This window comes from Bizionia sp. (assembly GCF_048259285.1).
GTDB classification, from domain to species: Bacteria; Bacteroidota; Bacteroidia; order Flavobacteriales; family Flavobacteriaceae; genus Algorimicrobium; species Algorimicrobium hallyeonense.
In genome coordinates, this window is record NZ_JBLXHU010000005.1 from 1 (window position 1) to 19598 (window position 19598).

21 protein-coding genes are annotated in these 19598 nt (G+C 33.7%); 12 read left to right on the plus strand and 9 right to left on the minus strand.

The features are described 5' to 3' along the window. The 3 genes from ACN0QX_RS03610 to ACN0QX_RS03620 form a co-directional block, all read left to right on the plus strand. Positions 1 to 232, plus strand: a 232-nt coding sequence (locus ACN0QX_RS03610; protein ID WP_417195581.1) for a hypothetical protein, incomplete at its 5' end; no start/stop codon positions are given. Between the two features lie 369 nt (positions 233 to 601). Then, the gene (locus ACN0QX_RS03615) at positions 602 to 847 is read left to right on the plus strand and encodes a type II toxin-antitoxin system HicA family toxin (protein WP_417195582.1); all 246 of its coding nucleotides are present in this window, start codon (positions 602 to 604) and stop codon (positions 845 to 847) included. 2 nt (positions 848 to 849) lie between these two features. Continuing rightward, positions 850 to 1230 carry a type II toxin-antitoxin system HicB family antitoxin gene (locus tag ACN0QX_RS03620; protein WP_248399666.1) on the plus strand — a complete coding sequence of 127 codons (381 nt, stop codon included), beginning with the start codon at positions 850 to 852 and terminating at the stop codon, positions 1228 to 1230. Positions 1231 to 1871: 641 nt separating this feature from the next. Here the strand turns inward: ACN0QX_RS03620 and ACN0QX_RS03625 are convergent. From ACN0QX_RS03625 to ACN0QX_RS03635, 3 genes are all read right to left on the minus strand, one after another. Then, on the minus strand, positions 1872 to 2921 hold the full coding sequence (locus ACN0QX_RS03625) for an NAD(P)-dependent alcohol dehydrogenase (RefSeq protein ID WP_417195583.1): 1050 nt from the start codon (positions 2919 to 2921) through the stop codon (positions 1872 to 1874). A gap of 87 nt (positions 2922 to 3008) precedes the next feature. Beyond that, entirely contained in the window at positions 3009 to 4109 is a 1101-nt protein-coding gene (locus ACN0QX_RS03630; RefSeq protein ID WP_417195584.1) for an alkene reductase, read from the minus strand. A 319-nt stretch (positions 4110 to 4428) separates the two neighbouring features. Further along, on the minus strand, positions 4429 to 5739 hold the full coding sequence (locus tag ACN0QX_RS03635; RefSeq protein ID WP_417195585.1) for a DEAD/DEAH box helicase: 1311 nt from the start codon (positions 5737 to 5739) through the stop codon (positions 4429 to 4431). A 293-nt stretch (positions 5740 to 6032) separates the two neighbouring features. Here ACN0QX_RS03635 and ACN0QX_RS03640 point away from each other — a divergent pair, with 293 nt between their 5' ends. Beyond that, the gene (locus tag ACN0QX_RS03640; RefSeq protein WP_248399674.1) at positions 6033 to 6938 is read left to right on the plus strand and encodes a M23 family metallopeptidase; all 906 of its coding nucleotides are present in this window, start codon (positions 6033 to 6035) and stop codon (positions 6936 to 6938) included. Between the two features lie 69 nt (positions 6939 to 7007). Here ACN0QX_RS03640 and ACN0QX_RS03645 read toward each other — a convergent pair whose 3' ends face one another. From ACN0QX_RS03645 to ACN0QX_RS03670, 6 genes are all read right to left on the minus strand, one after another. After that, positions 7008 to 7523, minus strand: coding sequence for a hypothetical protein (locus ACN0QX_RS03645; protein ID WP_417195586.1), 516 nt, complete (start codon positions 7521 to 7523; stop codon positions 7008 to 7010). Between the two features lie 194 nt (positions 7524 to 7717). After that, positions 7718 to 9352 (minus strand): transcriptional regulator, encoded by a 1635-nt coding sequence (locus tag ACN0QX_RS03650; protein WP_417195587.1) that lies wholly within the window; start codon positions 9350 to 9352, stop codon positions 7718 to 7720. A gap of 200 nt (positions 9353 to 9552) precedes the next feature. Next, positions 9553 to 10581: an ACR3 family arsenite efflux transporter gene (arsB, locus tag ACN0QX_RS03655; protein WP_417195588.1), complete on the minus strand. Its 1029-nt coding sequence runs from the start codon at positions 10579 to 10581 to the stop codon at positions 9553 to 9555. After that, complete coding sequence (locus tag ACN0QX_RS03660) at positions 10574 to 11191, minus strand: protein-tyrosine-phosphatase (protein WP_417195589.1); 618 nt, start codon at positions 11189 to 11191, stop codon at positions 10574 to 10576. The genes arsB and ACN0QX_RS03660 overlap by 8 nt, the downstream gene beginning before the upstream one ends. Before the next feature lie 19 nt (positions 11192 to 11210). Further along, on the minus strand, positions 11211 to 11678 hold the full coding sequence (locus ACN0QX_RS03665; protein ID WP_417195590.1) for a DUF6428 family protein: 468 nt from the start codon (positions 11676 to 11678) through the stop codon (positions 11211 to 11213). Positions 11679 to 11792: 114 nt separating this feature from the next. Further along, on the minus strand, positions 11793 to 12125 hold the full coding sequence (locus ACN0QX_RS03670) for an ArsR/SmtB family transcription factor (protein WP_376859628.1): 333 nt from the start codon (positions 12123 to 12125) through the stop codon (positions 11793 to 11795). 156 nt (positions 12126 to 12281) lie between these two features. Here ACN0QX_RS03670 and ACN0QX_RS03675 point away from each other — a divergent pair, with 156 nt between their 5' ends. The 8 genes from ACN0QX_RS03675 (at position 12282) to ACN0QX_RS03710 (ending at position 19589) form a co-directional block, all read left to right on the plus strand. Further along, entirely contained in the window at positions 12282 to 14585 is a 2304-nt protein-coding gene (locus ACN0QX_RS03675) for a DNA topoisomerase 3 (RefSeq protein WP_417195591.1), read from the plus strand. A gap of 88 nt (positions 14586 to 14673) precedes the next feature. Next, positions 14674 to 14841, plus strand: a complete 168-nt coding sequence (locus ACN0QX_RS03680) for a hypothetical protein (protein ID WP_248399687.1) — start codon at positions 14674 to 14676, stop codon at positions 14839 to 14841. A gap of 74 nt (positions 14842 to 14915) precedes the next feature. Beyond that, positions 14916 to 15530 (plus strand): TetR/AcrR family transcriptional regulator, encoded by a 615-nt coding sequence (locus ACN0QX_RS03685; RefSeq protein WP_376859624.1) that lies wholly within the window; start codon positions 14916 to 14918, stop codon positions 15528 to 15530. Between the two features lie 4 nt (positions 15531 to 15534). After that, entirely contained in the window at positions 15535 to 16788 is a 1254-nt protein-coding gene (locus ACN0QX_RS03690) for a TolC family protein (RefSeq protein WP_417195592.1), read from the plus strand. A 2-nt stretch (positions 16789 to 16790) separates the two neighbouring features. Next, positions 16791 to 17699, plus strand: a complete 909-nt coding sequence (locus tag ACN0QX_RS03695) for an HlyD family secretion protein (protein WP_417195593.1) — start codon at positions 16791 to 16793, stop codon at positions 17697 to 17699. A 12-nt stretch (positions 17700 to 17711) separates the two neighbouring features. Continuing rightward, a complete protein-coding gene (locus ACN0QX_RS03700; RefSeq protein ID WP_417195594.1) occupies positions 17712 to 18200 on the plus strand; it encodes a hypothetical protein in 489 nt (162 codons plus the stop codon). A 21-nt stretch (positions 18201 to 18221) separates the two neighbouring features. After that, on the plus strand, positions 18222 to 18680 hold the full coding sequence (locus tag ACN0QX_RS03705; protein WP_248399697.1) for an OsmC family protein: 459 nt from the start codon (positions 18222 to 18224) through the stop codon (positions 18678 to 18680). 6 nt (positions 18681 to 18686) lie between these two features. Further along, on the plus strand, positions 18687 to 19589 hold the full coding sequence (locus ACN0QX_RS03710) for an ABC transporter ATP-binding protein (RefSeq protein ID WP_417195595.1): 903 nt from the start codon (positions 18687 to 18689) through the stop codon (positions 19587 to 19589). The last annotated feature ends 9 nt before the right edge of the window (positions 19590 to 19598 follow it).

The window sequence follows — 19598 nt, forward strand, 5'->3', positions numbered from 1 at the left end:
ACATAAAAGTATTGTTGAGGAAATGATACCTTTAATTAAAATTCCTATAATAAAATATTCATTTTTATTAAAATTAAATTATTATTTAAGTTTCAAAAATAATTTAAGTAATAATGATAAGCGGGATTTAAAAAATAATATACAAAGTCAATACCTTAATTTTAATAATAAAACCGATGTTGGAGATATTCAAAAGGGTATTGCATACAAATCAAAAAACAACAAAGATTAGAATTAGTTAAAAACGAATAAATCATTCCATATTGACTATTCAATTTTCGAATACTATTGCAATGTAAAATAGAACATATAAAAAACCATAAAAAACCCACTCCAGAACATCCCGAGCAGGTTTTCATAACCATCCCATCAAAAGGCAGGAACAAAACACCTCAAAAAAGAGGCTTTAACCAGTAACCGCAACCATCATGGTATTGCTTTGCGCAAGCCAATAAGTTCCGTGTTAATTTCCTGTAAAAATACCATGGAAAACCACTATTAGTATTTATAAATGCATAAAAATGATAGGAGTAAGGTGATTTTAAAAAAAATACATATATTTGTAACTAAATATTAGTTGCAACGTCTAATATAATATCAAGTGGCAAAAATTGATAAACTCATATTAAAAATTCAATCAAACCCGAAAGACTTTACTTGGGATGAATTAAAAAAGGTTTTATCACATTTTGGTTATGAAGAAATGCCACAAAAGGGAAAAACTGGAGGTTCAAGAAGAAAGTTCGTAAATAATAAAAAAGAGGTGATTAGTTTACATGAGCCACATCCAAAGAAAATAGTAAAATCTTATGTTATTAAACAAATTATAGAACATTTAAACTTGTAATTATGAGTGATTATTTAACATACAAAGGATATTTTGGAACTGTCAATTTTAATTCAGACGATGAAGTATTTTATGGAAAGATTTTTGGAATTAGTGATTTAATTAACTTTGAAGGATCGTCTGTTAAAGAATTAAAGGAGTCTTTTGAGGAGTCTTTAGATGATTATTTAGAAACATGTAAAGCGCTAAATAAAACACCAGATAAGACATTTAAGGGAAGTTTTAATGTCAGGGTAAGCATGGAATTGCATAAAAAAGCAGCTATGATTGCCAATCAGAAAAGCATTTCTTTAAATGATTTTGTAAAGAAAGCTATTGATTATGCGGTTTCTCATGATAAAGATTTGGATGAAATTACCACAATGAAAACACAAAAAATGTAATTATTACTTTAAAGATAACAACGTGCATAAGAATTTTATATTTCTTCAATTTTATGTTCATATTGGTAATCCACGAGAATCGCGTATTCCAAAATTTATGTAATGTTGTCCAGAATATAAGAATTTATAAAACATAAACTTAAACGATCAATTCTAACTTGTAATTACTTAACCACAATTAGCTTGTACATAATCATGTCCGATATAAGTCTGGCAGCCATTAATCTATGATTATCCCAGATATTGCAAAAAGCGTTATTAATTCACAAAACCACAATTAACTTGTACATAATCATTTCCGATATAAGTCTAAAGCCGTTATATCTATGATTATGTCAAATACCGCGAAAAGCGTTATTAATTCACAAAACCACAATTAACTTGTACATAATCATTTCCGATATAAGTCTAAAGACGTTATATCTATGATTATGTCAAATACCGCGAAAAGCGCTATTCCGTTAATTGTTGTATTCTGCCCTATAATTTATATTATGTAAAATAGAATATTCTAGAATTAAGGGATGCGTTTAAAACATCCCTCTATTCTTAATCTGAACTTGCCTTTATTCTTGTTACGCATTTAGTCTTTTAAGTCTAGTTTCTAAAAGTGCAACGGTCTAGATTCTCTTTTCTTATTTTTATTTCAAACTCGCCATGTCAATTACAAAACGGTATTTCACATCGTTTTTTGTCACACGCTCATAAGCTTCATTGATATTCTGCATATCAATCATTTCAATATCCGAAACAATATTATGCTCACCACAGAAATCTAACATCTCTTGGGTTTCTTTAATCCCACCAATTAAGGATCCAGCAACACGTTTCCGGCCCATAACCAGACTACCACCATTAAATTCCTTCATCGGTTCAATAGCACCAACTAAAACCATAGTCGCATCTATTTTCAATAAACTCAAATACGGATCCATAGCATGGCCAACTGGAATGGTATTCAATATAAAATCGAAACTATTGGCATGTTGCTTCATGGCGTCTTGATCTTTTGAAATCAGCACCTCATGAGCACCTAATCGCTCAGCATCATCCGCTTTATCTGGCGATGTGGTAATCATCACGACATGCGCTCCCAAAGCATTTGCGAATTTCACGCCCATATGTCCAAGGCCGCCTAAACCAATAACACCTACTTTATCACCTTTCTTTACCTTCCAATGGCGCAATGGCGACCAGGTGGTAATTCCAGCACAAAGCAATGGTGCTGCACCTTTAGGGTCAATATTTTCTGGCACACGCAGTACAAATTCTTGATTGCAAACCACAGATGTTGAATAACCTCCATAAGTTTGACCACCTAAATGTTTGTCAGGACTGTTGTAGGTGAAAGTTGCGCCTTTTTCGCAAAACTGCTCCAAATCATGCTCACAGCTGTTGCACGTTTGGCAGGAATCTACCATACAACCAACTCCAACTAATTCACCAACTTTAAAATTTTTCACATCACTCCCAACGGCTGTAACGCGACCTACAATTTCATGGCCAGGAACAACCGGATATGTGGAGCCTTTCCAATCGTTTCTAACGGTATGAATATCCGAATGGCAAACACCACTATATAATATTTCAATCTTGACATCGGTAGCTTGTAAGTCGCGACGTTCAATAGTCATTGGTTCTAAATTGGCTGTGGCACTTTTAGCTCCATAAGCTTTTACAGTTTCTTTCATAGCGTTTATATTTCTTTTAATATTATTTCTTTGTGAATGGATAAGGTACTATTCAACAGGCGAACTTTTAAAAATCGTGTATTAAACTTATGTTATTTTTTCATAATCGGTATAGCCCTTTTTATCAGTGGTATAAAATGTATCGGCATCCCATTCTGCTAATTCCAAGTTTTGCTCAAAACGCTCCACCAAATCCGGATTAGAAATAAAAGGTTTTCCAATGGCGACTAAATCCGCATCGCCTCGTTCTAAAACCGCGTTACCACTCGCCTGCTTAAAATTCGTGTTTATCATGAGTGTACCTTTGTAAATCGGTCTGTATCTTTTGGCAATTTCTGTTTCCGCACAAGGCACGTCTGAAACATCATTAAACGGTTCGGATAAATGCACATATGCTAAATCGTAGTCATTTAATTTAGTAATAATATAATCAAATGTCGGTATGGTATCTTCATTAACCGTTACGCCAAACAGATTATGAGCTGAAGGATTAAACCGGACTCCTACTCTATTTTCAGGCATAACCGATTTGATAGCGTCCAGAACTTCAAAGAAAAAACGTGCTCGATTTTCAATACTGCCACCATAATTATCGGTTCTAATATTGGATGTTGTACTAAAAAACTGATGGAATAAATACCCGTTTGATGAATGTATTTCCACGCCATCAAACCCAGCATCCATGGCATTTTTTGCTGCATTCTTGAAATCTAATATGGTTTGATCAATATCGGCTTGTGTCATTGCTTTTGGCGTTACCGTATCTTTAAAACCTGTTGGTGTAAAAGATTGCGACTTCGGGTTAATAGCCGAAGGTGCTACTGGTAAATTGCCATTATGAAAATCAGGATGCGACATCCTACCCACATGCCATAATTGTATAAATATCTTACCACCTTCATCATGAACTGCTTTGGTAACCAGCTTCCACCCTGCTACTTGCTTTTGCGTATGGATTCCAGGCGTATGTATATAACCCACCGCTTGCTCTGAAACTTGTGAGCCTTCGGAAATAATTAATCCAGCCGAAGCACGTTGCGCATAGTAAAGCGCATGCAAATCTTCTGTCGGAACTTTATCAGGATTATCAGCACGACTTCGCGTCATGGGCGCCATAACTACGCGATTTTTCAAGGTAATATCGTTGTTGAGTTGATAAGGTTGGAGTAAAGCTTGTTTCTTGGTCATAAATGTCTTTTGAAGTTAAATATGTATTGTTTTACAAAAATACGAAGCAATTCACACAAATACCGATAACAAACAGGTGAAGCTTGTTAAACTTTCCTTAAGGTTTTTATAGACATATGACGTGTTTGCACATTCAAATAACCTAAAATCTCACGATAAAATTTTAATAGACCACAATAGGAGATTATAAATATGACTTCGAAATCATCCAATATATCACGAATAAATACAATTAATTCATAGCATTAGAAAATGTCTGCCTATTTAAGTCTTAACCGTTCCGAAAGTATTCGGGACGATTTTAATTCCATTTAAAAAACTACAAAATCGTAATCCGAACCTTTTTCTTTTTCAAACGTGAATTAGTAGTTTTTTCAACAACTGCATGGGCTTTCTTTTTTGGAACAGCCACAAAAGCACAGTCTTGCTTCAATTCTATAACACCTAATTCATGTTTTTCTAAATGGCCTTGTTTAAAGAGTAAACCTGCTATATCACCTTTTGAAATCTTATCTTTTCGTCCTCCAGAAACAAAGAGTGTTACCCAGTCGGATTCCAGCTTTTTAGGATTCCCCTTTAGTTTTACAATTTGGTTGGTGTCAATAAATTCTGGTAAATATTCATCTTCCCATTGCAACACATACGCGGTTCCTTCAGCATTCATTCTGGCGGTTCGTCCATTTCTATGGGTGAATTCTTCTGCTTTTAAAGGTAATTGGTAGTGAATGATATAATTCAATTCCGGAATATCCAATCCACGAGCAGCCAAATCCGTAGCAATAATTATTTGATGGGTTCCATTTCTAAATTTAATTAAAGCACGCTCCCTATCTATTTGTTCTAAACCACCATAAAAGCAACCATGTGCAATATTCTGACTGTTTAAAAAGTCGCTGACATATTGAATGGTATCCTTATAATTACAGAATATAATTCCGGGTTTAGTGCCTATATCATAGAGTAAATCTAATAAAGTATTGCGCTTGTCTTTTAGCGGCGAAATCACCTTTTTTATTTGAATATTGGATGCTTCCGAATCTGAATAATCAATCACCAATTCATTGGTAAGCCCAACGAAACTTGGTATTTTAACTCCTTGTGTAGCCGAAGTTAACACACGTTTTTCTATGTAAGGAAGGTGTTCAATAATCTCGCTCATTTCGGCTTCAAAACCAATTTCTAACGATTTATCAAACTCATCTAACACCAAGGTTTTAATATCCTTAACTGAAAAGGTTTCTCTCCGTAAATGGTCAGCCACACGTCCTGGTGTCCCAATCAGGATGGCTGGTGTATGAGTCAGTTCAATTTTATCTTTTGAAAAGTGTCTGCCACCATAAACGGCATTGGCTTTAAAACCGGTTCCCATTTCACGGATTACTTGTTCAATTTGAATAGCCAATTCCCGTGATGGTACCAAAATTAGCAATTGCACGTTGGGACAATCCGCATCCAATTCCGCCAAAGTAGGTAATAAAAAAGCCACTGTTTTACCAGTTCCTGTTGGCGACAAAAGCACAGTGTTTTCAGCATTGGCAATGGCTAACAAAGCCTCTTCCTGCATGTCATTAAGTTTAGTAATATGCAATTTTGCTAATATGTCTTGTTGTGCTTTTATGGAATTGGCCATGGTAATCTTCTATTTAGAGCGCCAAAGATAATGACTGTTAAATTGGTTATGGAATTTAATAGAAAAGAATTAATAACAGTTTAATTATCCATCTCTCTAGATTGTGCTTGTGTTCTATTAATTTCCCTTTGAATATCAGGTGGATAGGTGTTTGGGTGAAATTATAACACGACATCTAAACTCTAACAAAATTTTATGATTTTATATTGATTTATTTTTTATTTTCGGACGTCGCAAAAATAATATTTTGCAAATTTTAACGTTAACAGGTTTTTAATAGCACAAAGTAACCTATGAAATCATTTTTTGCCCTTATTTGTTTGTGCCTAGCTTCCAATAGCTTTGGCCAAATTATAAACTCTGGAGACCCATCTCCAAACCTTCTTAATTTTGTGGCCAGTAGTCACGATTTATTAGAAACCTATGAAGTTGAAGAAGCTGAAGACGCTGTTGATATTACAACAGATTATTGGGATACGAGTAAAATTCGAGTTGATTACGGCAAGGACATCAAATTTCCTATTCATTTACAATTTAATAATTCTAATTACGCCTCTCCTATTTCTAAAAATAAAGTAATTACCTCCCGCTATGGTTGGCGGAAAGGACGTGCTCATAAAGGTATTGATATTGATTTAGTAACGGGCGATAGCCTTTTTGCCATGTTTGATGGTGTGGTTCGTTTTGCCAATTATAGTTCAGGTCATGGTCGTTCGGTTGTGGTTCGTCATTTTAATGGTTTGGAAACGGCTTATGCACATTTATCGAGCTATGGTGTAAAAGAAAATGATTCCGTTGTTGCTGGTAGTTATTTAGGAAAAGGTGGTACTTCTGGAAATGCTCGTGGTAGTCATTTACATTTAGAAGTAAGCTATCAGGGAATTCAAATTAACCCAGAATATTTATTGCAATTTAACGACTCAAACGAAGTTCTTAATAATGAAATTTGGATTACACGTGATATGACACGTCCAGAATTACACAATAGCAAGCGTAAAGGTACGATAGATGTTCCAACTACAGAATCGGAAGCAATAGCGTTGGCCAACAAGCCAAAAACTGTTTATATTGTAAAGCGCGGGGATACTTTATCTCGCATTTCTTCTAGAAATAATATGAGTTTAGCAGCTTTGTGTAAATTAAATGGGATTAATAAAAATGCGACGTTAAAAATTGGTCAGAAATTGATTGTTATTTAAGGCGAAAAATAAGAGGTGTACTTTTTAAAAAGGGATTCCACCTCCAATTATTCACCGCTAAAATCTTGATTACAAATCCAAAATAACTGTTTTTGTTTTTCTACCATTCTTAAGTACCACACGATATTTTATTTCAGTATCTACATCTTTATTGTATTGAATATTACAATACACCTCATTTAATGAATAGCCTGGATTGGCTTTAATTATTTCAGAACTCAATACAAATGGTAATTTGATGTTTTGATACTGTCCATGACACTTTAAAAGGGTTCCATTTTTATCATAGACAGCCAACAAGTTGTTTTTTCCTTCCTTAAAATTCACTGTGTATGTGGTTGCGCTTTTCGAATTATAAACGTTATGTGCCTTGATATCATAGTTAGCTACAAGATCTTGAAGCTTTAATACTTTTTTAGATATATCAAAGTCATTCATAGTGGTTAAATAATCCATATTCTTAACCATTTTAATGGTTTCAGAATGGTTTGTTGGGTTGGGTGTTGCTAAAAGCGCTAAATCATTTTGAGCAATCATTAGGTTGGTAAAGCCTAGAAATAGTAAACCAATTACATACGTTTTCATAATACTAAAGTTTTATTAGGTTATACAAATGTTGCTATTAATCAGAAACCTTTTTTTAACTGGAACTAAAGTATAAGATAAAAACGTACAGAACCAAATATGCATATAGACAGGTAATGTACAGGCAATAGACATTTGATAGACAAGCGCGTTATTCGAGTCTAAATAATTTTAATTTGTTGTTTTTGATGTGGTTACATGTTTTGAATAAAACTGTCTAAATCTTCATTTACTGAAAGATCTAATTTTTTTCGTAACCGATACCGACTGGTATTTAAAGAAGCTAGTGTAATATTTTGAAGTGTTGCTATACTTCTACTGTCCATTTTTAGACGAATTAGTGAACACAACCGTATTTCATTTTTACTCAAATTAGTAAATAGTCCGTTAAGTTTACTATAAAAGGCATCACTTAATTTATCTAGTTTTTCATAGAACTCGTGAGTGTTAGTATCAAAGGTAATCTTGTTTTGTATATCCTGTTCTAAATGCGCTAATAAGGCTTTTTTACCTTCGGAAGGCGCTTCCATTATTATTTCTAATTTATTTGCCAAATCTTGAGCCCATTCTTGGTTTTGGGTCAGATTGATAGCAAAATCAGATAGGTCACGTTGTTTAGACTCAATTTCAGATTGTAAGTTTTCATTGTTTACACGTGAAATTTCTAATTTCTGTTCGGCTAAAAGTTGTTTGTTTTTCGCATTAATTATGTGTTGGCGTCTGCGTAAGAATAAAGACAGTAATAAAATTAAAATTATGGATGATGATAAAGTTACAATCCATAGTTTAGATCTTTGACTTTGAATTTTATTCTCTTTCTCTATTCTGTCAATTTTAAAATTTAGTGCAACTCGATCTAGAGATATGGTGTTCAGCTCATCTTGCCATCTTTGATCAGCAAGTTTGGAGAGTGTAGATAAACTATCTGAAAGTTTTCGAAATCTGTTTGCAACTTCCAAAGCTTCTTTAAATTTTTCTTGTTTGGTATACAATGCTTGTTCTGCACCTAGGATTTGTAATTGCGATTGACTTTGAATATGGTTGTTAAATGATGGACCTGATAGGGTTTTAAGAAGTTTATTAAATGTTTCTTCTGCTTCATTTAGCTTTTTTAGTTTTATTTCTGTTTCCACTTGTTGAACTCCAGCGCTTATAAGACGTGAAACATCAAATTGGTTTGATCTTTCATTTTTAATATTACTATACAAATTGAAATTTTCCCGATATAAAGGCAATGCCATTTCAGGTTGTTTCCTGTCTATATAAATATCCGCAATATTATCACGAATACTACCAAGTAAGGTGTGCTTTGGGAATTTTTCTTTAGTTAGTAAATACGCTTTATTGAAATAAACTAATGCGGAATCTAAATCCTTTTTGTGCCAATAAAAAAACAGCCCATAATTATTAAATGCCGACGGCTTAGTTATAATATTATAATCTTTAATAAAGGCTATGTTTTTTTTATGTTGTAATGCAGCGCTATCTAATTGACCAATTCGCGCATAATTATCGGCTTGTATACCATAAGAATACGTAATTATTTCAACTAAATTATACTTTTCTTCAGGAGATAACTTTTTGAAATTCGCATCGTAATACTCGAAAAACGCCTTATACCATTTTATGGATTCTTCAGGAAATCCAATTTCACGAAACCAGTTCCCGGAATGCAAATAGCTCTGCATTTTAAAAAGATAATGGTCTTCAATAAATGGTAATAAGTCCAACCGTTTATAATGTTGCAACAAATACGTTTGAAGTTGTTGTTCCGTAAAAGATTCACGTCTGTATGTTTTGAATTCATTTTCAGGAAATGATTCAGACATAGTAGCTGTTATGCTCTGGTATTTTTTTAAAGCTTCATCACTAGTCAAGTTAATTTGAGCACTGCATTTTAAAGATAAAGCTATGCTTACTATAAAAAACAATTGTCTTAAGCGTATCACTAGATAAAAGGTAATTGGTTAGTTTACTCAAATATACAGATTTATAAGAACTAATGTTTTAAAGTATTGAAAATGTGATGTTAATAGTATTTTTTGCGTAACCAAAACGCGACACGAACCAGTAAAATCAATGCAGGAACTTCTATCAGTGGTCCAACCACACCTGTAAACGCCTGGCCAGAATTAATTCCAAAAACAGCAATAGCTACAGCTATGGCTAACTCAAAATTATTACCAGCTGCAGTAAAGGATATAGCTGTATTGGTGGTATACGATGCACCAACTGCTTTGCTCACAAAAAAGCTGATAACAAACATAATAACGAAGTAAATTATTAGTGGAATACCAATGATTAGAATATCAAATGGTATGGTCATTATCATTTCACCTTTTAATGAAAACATGACCACAATAGTAAATAATAAGGCTATTAAGGTGATGGGTGAGATTCTAGGAATAAAAGATTCATTATACCATGTTTCACCTTTCAGGGGTACTAAAATAAAGCGACTTAAAATGCCTAAAGCAAAAGGAATTCCTAAATATATTAGTACACTTTCTGCTATAGTTGCAATAGAAATATCAACAATAGCACCTTCAAAACCAAAATAAGGTGGTAAAACAGTAATAAATAACCAAGCATAGAAGCTATAAGCAAATACTTGAAATATACTGTTTAAAGCTACCAAACCAGCACCATATTCGCTGCTTCCTTCCGCAAGGTCATTCCAAACTAGTACCATGGCAATGCAACGCGCAAGTCCAATAAGAATAAGGCCTACCATATATTCAGGATAATCCTGCAGAAAGGTAATAGCTAGCACGAACATTAAAATGGGGCCAATAATCCAATTAAGAAAGAGAGAAATAGATAATACTTTGACGTCTTTAAAAACAGCCGGTAAAAGCTTATAATTAACTTTAGCCAACGGTGGATACATCATTAAAATTAACCCAATAGCAATTGGATAATTGGTAACGCCATGGCTTAATTGATTTATAGAGTTTGGGATAGCTGGAATCAGGTTACCAATAGCCACACCGAACAGCATGGCTAAAAAGATCCAAAGTGTTAAATAGCTATCTAAAAAGGATAATTTTTTAGTCATTTGTTTTTATTTGAGAAAACACATAAAATAATTCAGAGGCAATTTGAAGACTTCGTTCCAAATATTTTTCCTTTTGCATCGGCGTGTTATCAAAAGCCTTTGGGTCTTCATATGTAATGGGAATACGTTGTTCTGCGCCTGCAATAAATGGACAACCTACGTCCGCTTGCGAACATGTTAAAATAGCGGCAAATTCAGATTCTGGATTAAAGGTATTGTCATAGGTTTTAGAAAATGCAATTATAGCGGGTTCATTTTTCGCATATTTCATACTGTAAATAGGATTGTCGTGTTCAGTTAGGTGTTGAATCTCAAATCCTTGATCAATCAATGTATCAATTACAACAGGAAAAACGGCGGTTGCTTCGGTCCCACCTGAATAACAAGTTATATTTGTTATTCCAAAATAATGCGCTAAAGCTTGAGCCCATATTTGGGATAAATGACTCCTTCGGGAATTATGGGTGCATATAAAATTTAATCTAATTGCTTGTTTTGCAATGTGTTTATGTTGTATGAAATTAATCAAAGGTTTAATTATTTCCTGTCGTTCACGACTAATAGAATTCTCTTGTAAACTCGTAATTGTGGCTTTTAACTTTGTATTCATCAGTACTATTTATAGAGGTTTAACAACATCCAGAACCTGGAGCACAGCTATCTATTTTTTCTATTTCAGACAATTTAAGTTTTGATTTTCCAGCGGGAATACCGCATTTATCTTTAGCCAAACAATCCGTTTGTTTATTGGTTAATAAAAAGTTCGTGCCATCAAAATCTAGATCGTATTTTCCTATGGTGTTTCCTTGATATTCCACCTCTATTTCTAAATCTTCTAGGTTTAATATCTTTTCAGATAATTCGATTATGGAAACTAGTTTTTCAGGATGTAACCTATGGTCATAATCATTGGCTTCCCATAATTGAAAGTTGATGACGTTTTCCGTTCTTACAGTTCCACCGCAATCAATAAAATGTTTATTAATTTTTCCGACTTCCGTTACGTGAAAATGATTTGGCACTAATTGTCCATTGGGTAATTGAAACGCAATAGTTTCTAATTGACTTAAATGTTGTTTGATTTCTGATAGTTTCATATGTGTATTTTAATTTTTTTTAATTGTCACATGCTATTCGCAATTTATAATTCTCATGAAGACTAGATACATTTAGCGTGCTCGGTTCATATCTGTATTTTTTACGTTTATAGTTTAGCAGCAGTCGCCTACGCCTTCAATTTTCTGACTTAAAAATTGGCTTAATAATGCGGTTATTTGTTGCCATTCATCTTGATCAATACAATAGCAAACACTTGTTCCCGATATATTTCCTTTAATAATGCCCAAGTTTTTTAGCTCTTTCAAGTGTTGTGAAATGGTGGGTTGAGCCAATCCAATTTCGGTAACCAAATCGCCACAAATACAGCTGTCTATTTTAAATAAATGCTGTAGTATAGCTATACGAGCTGGATGACCTAGTGCTTTAGCTATTGTTGCTAATTTGTTTTGCTCATCTGTAAACTTGTCTGTTTTAGTAATTCCCATAATTGTGTATTTGTATATTGCAATATTACGATTAAATAATTAAACTGTTTTATTTTTTTAAATTTTTTTTCAAAAAACGAAATTCTATCATTAGTAAAGGCTGTCATGTTTTCATAAATTTCTGTACTTTGCGCCTTCCTAAAAAATCCATGAATAGTGAAAGTTTGTATTGCCGAAAAACCAAGTGTTGCCAGAGAAATAGCATCTGTATTAGGTGCTAATACGCGGCATGATGGTTATTTTGAGGGTAATGGTTACCAAGTAACTTTTACTTTTGGGCATTTGTGTACTTTAATGGAGCCTAATGATTATAAACCCTATTGGAAAAGCTGGGATTTAAACAATTTACCTATGCTTCCGGAAAAGTTTAAAACGAAAGTGGTTTCCAATTCGGGAATTCAGAAGCAATTTAAAATTGTAAAACGCTTATTTGATAAGGCCGATTTAGTTATAAACTGTGGTGATGCTGGTCAAGAAGGTGAACTTATTCAGCGTTGGGTCATGGATCAAGCAAACTACAAAGGACCTATTCAGCGCTTGTGGATATCATCTTTAACAACCGAAGCTATTAAAGAAGGTTTTGAAAACCTAAAACCATCAGAAGATTATGATAACCTGTATTATGCTGGATTTTCTAGAGCTATTGGCGATTGGCTTTTAGGAATGAATGCCACCCGTTTATATACGTTAAAGCACGGTGGATACAAGCAAGTGTTATCGGTGGGACGTGTGCAAACACCCACTTTAGCTATGGTTGTTAATCGGTTTAAGGAAATTGAAGATTTTAAGCCTCAACCCTATTGGGAGCTGCAAACCTTATATCGTGATACACTTTTCAGTTATGAAGAAGGGCGTTTTTTAAAAATGGAAGATGGTGAAGTTTTAGCGAATAAAGTCAAAGAATCTGAATTCGAAATTATTTCAACCTCCAAAAAGAAAGGAAAAGAATATGCACCAAAGTTATTCGATTTAACAGGATTGCAAGTACATTGTAATAAGCGTTTTGGCTTTACAGCCGATGAAACCTTAAAACTCGTTCAAAGCTTATACGAACAGAAAGTGGTAACCTACCCTAGAGTTGACACCACGTTTCTACCCAATGATGTTTATCCAAAAGTGGCTGGTATTTTAAAGAATTTAACCAATTATGCCGCGTTAACACAACCGCTTTTAGGAAAAAAAATTAAGAACTCAGCCAAAGTTTTTAATGACAAAAAAGTAACTGATCACCATGCTATTATTCCAACAGGTGTGGAAATAAGGTTGCAATACAACCAACAACAGGTTTACAATAGTATTGTAAAACGGTTTATTGCTGTTTTTTATGAGGATTGTGAAGTGTCCAATACAACCGTAATTGGTCAAGCTGCAGACGTAAATTTTAAAACAACCGGTAAGGAAATTTTGAAGAAAGGTTGGCGAATTGTATTTGAAAATCCTGAAAAGGAAATTAAAACAGCAGATACATTACCGTCCTTTGTAGAAGGCGAAAAAGGACCGCATGAACCTTCTTTTTTAGAGAAACAAACGAAACCACCCAACCAATTTACAGAAGCCTCCCTCCTACGTGCCATGGAAACAGCAGGCAAACAGGTAGATGATGATGAATTACGGGAGTTAATGAAGGAAAATGGTATTGGTAGACCATCTACACGTGCTAATATTATTGAAACACTTTTTAAACGCAAATATATTATTCGAAATAAAAAGCAAGTTTTACCAACTACAACAGGCATTCAGTTGATTGATACCATTCAGAATGATATTTTAAAATCGGCAGAATTGACCGGAACCTGGGAAAAGCAATTGAAGGATATTGAAAAAGGAACCTTTAAAGCAAGTACGTTTATTAATAATATGAAACGTATGGTGGATGAATTGGTTTATGAAGTCCGGAGTGAAACTAGACGAGCTAATATATCGCATGTTGTTACATCACAACAAAAAGCAGCAAAGCCAAAGGCTAATAAACCGAAAACAAGTAAAGGAATTATAACGGAAACCTGCCCTAAATGTAAAAAGGGTACACTAATTAAAGGAAAATCTGCTTTTGGTTGTTCGGAGTATAAATCTGGATGCAAATTGGTTTTACCCTTTAAAATACACGATAAGAAAATTTCTGAAAAACAATATATACGATTACTTCAAAAGGGATCAACCGTAAATTTGAAAGGCTTCAAGACAGATTCAGGTACTGTAGAAGGTTTGTTGCGTTTTGACGAAAACTATAAATTAGTCTTAGAACCTAAAAAGGAAAAACAAAAGCCCGTTCCGGAAACTATAGTCTGTCCTAAATGTCAACAAGGTACTATTGCTAAAGGTCAAACAGCCTATGGCTGCACCAAGTATAATAAGGGTTGCGATTTCTTATTAACTTTTAATGACTTAAGAGAAAAGGCTCAAGGAAAAAAAATGACCAAAGAATTGGTATTTGAAATTATTCAAAATCATGCTAAATAGCATATAATTTCATAAATTGTGATAAATATCATGTTTAGAAAGGGTTCTAACCTATATTTTTACCAATTGAAAACCAAAACTTACAATTATGATTTCTCAATCCCTTGCACTGTATAACTGGAACAACGGCGTAATAATGATTGGCATTTTTGCCCTCGTTTGTGTCGTCCTAGTTGGAATTTTAATAAACTTCATGATGAGTGGTAAACCTAAAGAAGATGTAGAAGAAACGGACGATACGGCCACTAATTTATAATTTTTAAACAATTCATTCTTGCAATGAATTGTTTTTTGTACATTTGTTAACCAAACGGTTAAACTATAAAGTTAATGACAGCTAAAAAGAAAGACGAAAACACGGAGGAGCAAATTTTAGATGCTGCTAAAAAAATATTTCAAACTAAAGGAATGGACGGCGCCCGAATGCAAGAAATTGCAGATGCTGCCAATATAAACAAAGCAATGCTTCATTATTACTATCGTAGTAAACAACTACTTTTTGAAGCGGTTTTTAAGAATGCATTTTCCATGCTTGCACCACAGTTAAATACAATTTTAAATGATGACTCGTCTATTGAGGAAAAAGTAAAAAACTTCACCTCTAACTATATATCATTTATAATAAAACATCCTTATTTACCGAATTTCATTATTCAAGAGTTAAATAGAAATCCAGATTTCCTTCAGAAAATTCAAGAGAATTCAACACTCTTAAATATCGAGAAGTTCAAAAAACGAGTGGATTTTGAAATCAAGGAAGGGATTTTAAACCCCATTTCTGGTGAGCAACTATTCATTAATATTCTGGCTTTAAACATCTTTCCCTTTGTAGCAAAACCATTGGTTAAGGCTTTTACAAAAGAAGATGATAAAGGTTTTAGGCAGCTTATGGAAAACCGAAAGACAGAAGTTGCGGATTTTATAATCAATGCCATAAAAATATAGTACCATGAAAACACGTTTTAGTATATTGATTCTTCTTTTTGTTGGCTTACAAAGTTGGTCCCAAGACATTGTAACCTTGGACAAGTGCTACCAATTGGTGTCGGAAAATTATCCTCTAGTTAAGCAACTAGCTTTATTAGAAAATCAAAATGCTTTAGAATTAGATCTTATAGATACCCAAAAACTGCCGCAATTGGACTTTGATGCGCAAGCTGCCTATTTATCAGATGTGACTCAAATACCACTTCCAGACACTGGCATTAAGCCACCAAATAATGATCAATATCGGGCAACACTTTCTGTGAATCAATTAATTTATAATGGTGGTGCCATTCATGCATCATCTAAAGCAAAATTGGCTCAACTAAAAACCCAGCAAAAGCAATTGGAAGTGTCGTTGTATCAGTTAAAACAACGTGTTAATCAACTATACTTTTCTATTTTGTTACACAATGAATCTTTGGATTTATTAGTAGCCAAAAAAGAGCAATTAGAAAGTAAGTTACGTGAAGTCACAGCAGGAATTGAATACGGAACCATGTTGCCAGCTTCTGATAAAGTGCTGGTAGCCGAACTATTAAAAATAAAACAACAGGTCACCGAAATCACTAATAATAAAAAGGTGCTAACTGAAACCTTATCGGCCTTAATAGGTGTGTCATTAAACGAATTTACCACATTTCAGAAACCTTCACTTGTAACAAGCCTCTCGCCTGCACTTCAACGACCAGAATTAGAATTGTTTCAGTTAAAAAAAGATGAAATTGAGAGTCAACAGGAATTAATTCAAAAAAACAATATGCCTAAACTATTCGGATTTGCATCGGGAGGTGTGGGAAATCCGGGTTTAAATATGTTAGACAATTCCTTTCAACCATTTTATACAATTGGTGTCAAGTTAAACTGGACTGTTTTTGATTGGAATGCCAATAAAAAGAAACGTGAATCCTTAATGATCAATAAAAATATTATTGAAAATGAAACGGAGATTTTTGAATTAAACACCAATATTGAACTTAATAAGTACGAATTAGAAATAGCTAAAATTGTAGAAACGATATTGATAGATACAGAAATCATCAACCTTCGAAAAGCCGTGTTATTAGCAACCGAATCGCAGCTACGAAATGGTGTTATTACGGCCTCCACTTATGTTACGGAATTAACAAATTTATATGAAGCCGAAAACAGTTTCGCAAACCATAACATTCAATTGCAATTAGCTAAAGCAAATTATAACATAACTCAAGGACAGTAAAAATGAAACGACAATATATATATTATTTAGGAATTAGTTTCGGACTATTAACGTTGAATTCTTGTAGCAATTCTAATGATAAAGCCGATGGATATGGAAATTTTGAAGCAACAGAAATCACCGTTTCTGCTGAAAATAACGGAAAGATTATGGCATTTAATGTACAAGAAGGCAATGCGCTTAAAAAAGATGCCTTTGTTGGTTATATAGACACAATCCCTTTAGCGTTAAAGCGCGAGCAATTACTAGTTTCTAAAGATGTTATTAGTAGTAAATCACAAGGTGTTTTATCCCAAATAGCCGTTTTAAAGGCGAAATTAAAAACAGCTAATATCAACAAAACTAGGACAGAAAATTTAATAAGAGATAAAGCTGGTACACAAAAACAATTGGACGATGTTCAAGGTGAAATAGATGTTATTAAGCAGCAAATACGCAGTGTAGAAATCCAAAATGCACCTGTAGTAAACGAATTGAAAAATTTAGACGTTCAACTTAAACAAATTGAAGATCAAATTAATAAATGCAAGATTATAAATCCAATAAACGGCACAGTATTAACCAAATATGCAGAACCTAGTGAAATAACAGCATTTGGAAAACCACTTTACAAAATTGCTGATTTAGAAAACATGGAATTGCGTGTTTTTATTAGTGAAACCCAATTAGCCAATATAAAAATTGGGGAATCCGTAACCGTTAAAATTGATTCAAATGATACCATGAAGGATTATGAAGGAACCGTCATATGGATTGCATCTGAGGCCGAATTTACACCAAAAATTATTCAAACGAAAGAAGAGCGTATTGCGCTTGTTTATGCCGTAAAAATAATCGTTAAAAATGATGGTAGCCTAAAAATAGGGATGCCAGCAGAAATGTGGTTAAATAACTCCAATAATAATCAATAAAAACTAAAAACAATGAAACACGTAATTTTCACATTAAGCCTATTGGCTTTAGTAAGCTGTAAAGACAGCAAAAATCAAGACCTAAAAACGGAAACTGCTGAACAACCTGCGGAGACCGATAACCATCATGATACCCACGAAGCCTCTGGGGTTTATTCCAATGCATGGGTAAGCGAAATACAAATTGATAATGGCGAAAAGTGGCAAGCCGATGCAACAACCAATGAAGGTATTCAAAAACTTCAAAACACAATCAATACACAAACAGCTAGCACATTAGATGACTATCATAAACTAGCAGAACAACTGAATGACGAGAAAAATTTTGTTGTAAAAAACTGTACAATGAAAGGCCCTTCGCATGACAATTTACACATTTGGCTTCACCCATTAATTGAAAAAATTGATGCGCTTTTAAAAACAGAGGATGTTGATGATGCTGAAAAAATTACGGTTAGCATCAAAGAAAACATTAATGCTTACAACACCTATTTTCAATAATAACTTAAAAAATTTTTTACCATGGAAAAGCATACATATAACGTGAATATTAATTGGACACAAGACCGAAAAGGTATGATGTGTTCACCAGAGTTACACAATAATGAAACCAATGAAACCAACTGTTTGGAAGTTGCAACACCACCAGAATTCCCAGGAGGAATGCCAAATATTTGGTCGCCAGAACATTTATTTACTGCCGCTGTTAGCAGTTGTTTAATGACTACTTTTTTGGCGATTGCAGAATTTTCCAAATTAGAATACGTGAGTTTTACATGTGATTCAAAAGGTATATTAGAAAAAGTAGATGGCAAATTTGTAATGAGCGAGGTGTTATTATTTCCTGAAGTTGTTATTACAGACGAGTCCAAACGTGATCGTACAGAACGTATTGTTGAAAAAGCAGAAAAAGCCTGTCTAATTTCAAATTCTATTACATCAAAAGTTACTATGGAAACTAAAATTATCGTTCAAAACTAAAGTGTCATGGGCATTTCAATTAGCCATATCAGCAAATCTTATAATCATGTAAAAGCCTTACAGGATATTTCTTTTGAAGTAAAACCAAATGAGCTTTTTGGTTTAATTGGTCCTGATGGCGCAGGAAAAACAACCCTTTTTAGAATTTTAACCACCTTGTTAATTGCCAATGAAGGTAATGCAACTGTTGCAGGTTATGATGTGCTGAAAGACTTTAAAGAAATAAGAAAGCACGTAGGTTATATGCCCGGGAAATTCTCATTATATCAAGATTTAACGGTTGAAGAAAATTTGAGATTTTTTGCAACTATTTTCGGAACCACTATTGCCGAAAACTACGATTTAATAAAAGATATTTATGTTCAAATTGAGCCATTTAAAGATCGTCGTGCTGGTAAATTATCTGGAGGTATGAAGCAAAAACTGGCTTTGTGTTGTGCGTTGATTCACAAACCCAAAGTATTGTTTCTTGACGAACCTACAACAGGAGTCGATCCCGTTTCCAGGAAAGAATTTTGGGACATGCTAAAACGCTTACAACAAAAAAATATAACCATTTTAGTTTCTACGCCTTATATGGACGAAGCTGCCTTGTGTGATAGAATAGCGTTAATTCAAGATGGCGAAATTTTACAGATTGATACACCGGAAGCCATCGTAAAGCAGTATCCTAAAACTATTTATGACGTTAGTGCAAACAATATGTATCAATTAATAATGAGCTTAAAAGCTTACCCACATCAGCATAGTGTATATCCGTTTGGTGAGTTTATACATTATACGGATACACGCGACGGATTTAATCCAAACGAATTAAAACAGTATTTACAAGCCCAAAACCTATCAAATATTACCATTGAAAAAACCCAAGTAACTATAGAAGATAGTTTTATGGAGTTAGCAAAATAAAAATAAACC

What these genes read in the sequence shown, in the direction of transcription:
- ACN0QX_RS03620 (WP_248399666.1), top strand. Translation starts at nt 850, where the DNA reads ATGAGTGATTATTTAACATACAAAGGATATTTTGGAACTGTCAATTTT.
- ACN0QX_RS03625 (WP_417195583.1), bottom strand. Translation starts at nt 2,921, where the DNA reads ATGAAAGAAACTGTAAAAGCTTATGGAGCTAAAAGTGCCACAGCCAAT.
- ACN0QX_RS03630 (WP_417195584.1), bottom strand. Translation starts at nt 4,109, where the DNA reads ATGACCAAGAAACAAGCTTTACTCCAACCTTATCAACTCAACAACGAT.
- ACN0QX_RS03635 (WP_417195585.1), bottom strand. Translation starts at nt 5,739, where the DNA reads ATGGCCAATTCCATAAAAGCACAACAAGACATATTAGCAAAATTGCAT.
- ACN0QX_RS03640 (WP_248399674.1), top strand. Translation starts at nt 6,033, where the DNA reads ATGAAATCATTTTTTGCCCTTATTTGTTTGTGCCTAGCTTCCAATAGC.
- ACN0QX_RS03645 (WP_417195586.1), bottom strand. Translation starts at nt 7,523, where the DNA reads ATGAAAACGTATGTAATTGGTTTACTATTTCTAGGCTTTACCAACCTA.
- ACN0QX_RS03650 (WP_417195587.1), bottom strand. Translation starts at nt 9,352, where the DNA reads ATGTCTGAATCATTTCCTGAAAATGAATTCAAAACATACAGACGTGAA.
- arsB (WP_417195588.1), bottom strand. Translation starts at nt 10,581, where the DNA reads ATGACTAAAAAATTATCCTTTTTAGATAGCTATTTAACACTTTGGATC.
- ACN0QX_RS03660 (WP_417195589.1), bottom strand. Translation starts at nt 11,191, where the DNA reads ATGAATACAAAGTTAAAAGCCACAATTACGAGTTTACAAGAGAATTCT.
- ACN0QX_RS03665 (WP_417195590.1), bottom strand. Translation starts at nt 11,678, where the DNA reads ATGAAACTATCAGAAATCAAACAACATTTAAGTCAATTAGAAACTATT.
- ACN0QX_RS03670 (WP_376859628.1), bottom strand. Translation starts at nt 12,125, where the DNA reads ATGGGAATTACTAAAACAGACAAGTTTACAGATGAGCAAAACAAATTA.
- ACN0QX_RS03680 (WP_248399687.1), top strand. Translation starts at nt 14,674, where the DNA reads ATGATTTCTCAATCCCTTGCACTGTATAACTGGAACAACGGCGTAATA.
- ACN0QX_RS03685 (WP_376859624.1), top strand. Translation starts at nt 14,916, where the DNA reads ATGACAGCTAAAAAGAAAGACGAAAACACGGAGGAGCAAATTTTAGAT.
- ACN0QX_RS03690 (WP_417195592.1), top strand. Translation starts at nt 15,535, where the DNA reads ATGAAAACACGTTTTAGTATATTGATTCTTCTTTTTGTTGGCTTACAA.
- ACN0QX_RS03695 (WP_417195593.1), top strand. Translation starts at nt 16,791, where the DNA reads ATGAAACGACAATATATATATTATTTAGGAATTAGTTTCGGACTATTA.
- ACN0QX_RS03700 (WP_417195594.1), top strand. Translation starts at nt 17,712, where the DNA reads ATGAAACACGTAATTTTCACATTAAGCCTATTGGCTTTAGTAAGCTGT.
- ACN0QX_RS03705 (WP_248399697.1), top strand. Translation starts at nt 18,222, where the DNA reads ATGGAAAAGCATACATATAACGTGAATATTAATTGGACACAAGACCGA.
- ACN0QX_RS03710 (WP_417195595.1), top strand. Translation starts at nt 18,687, where the DNA reads ATGGGCATTTCAATTAGCCATATCAGCAAATCTTATAATCATGTAAAA.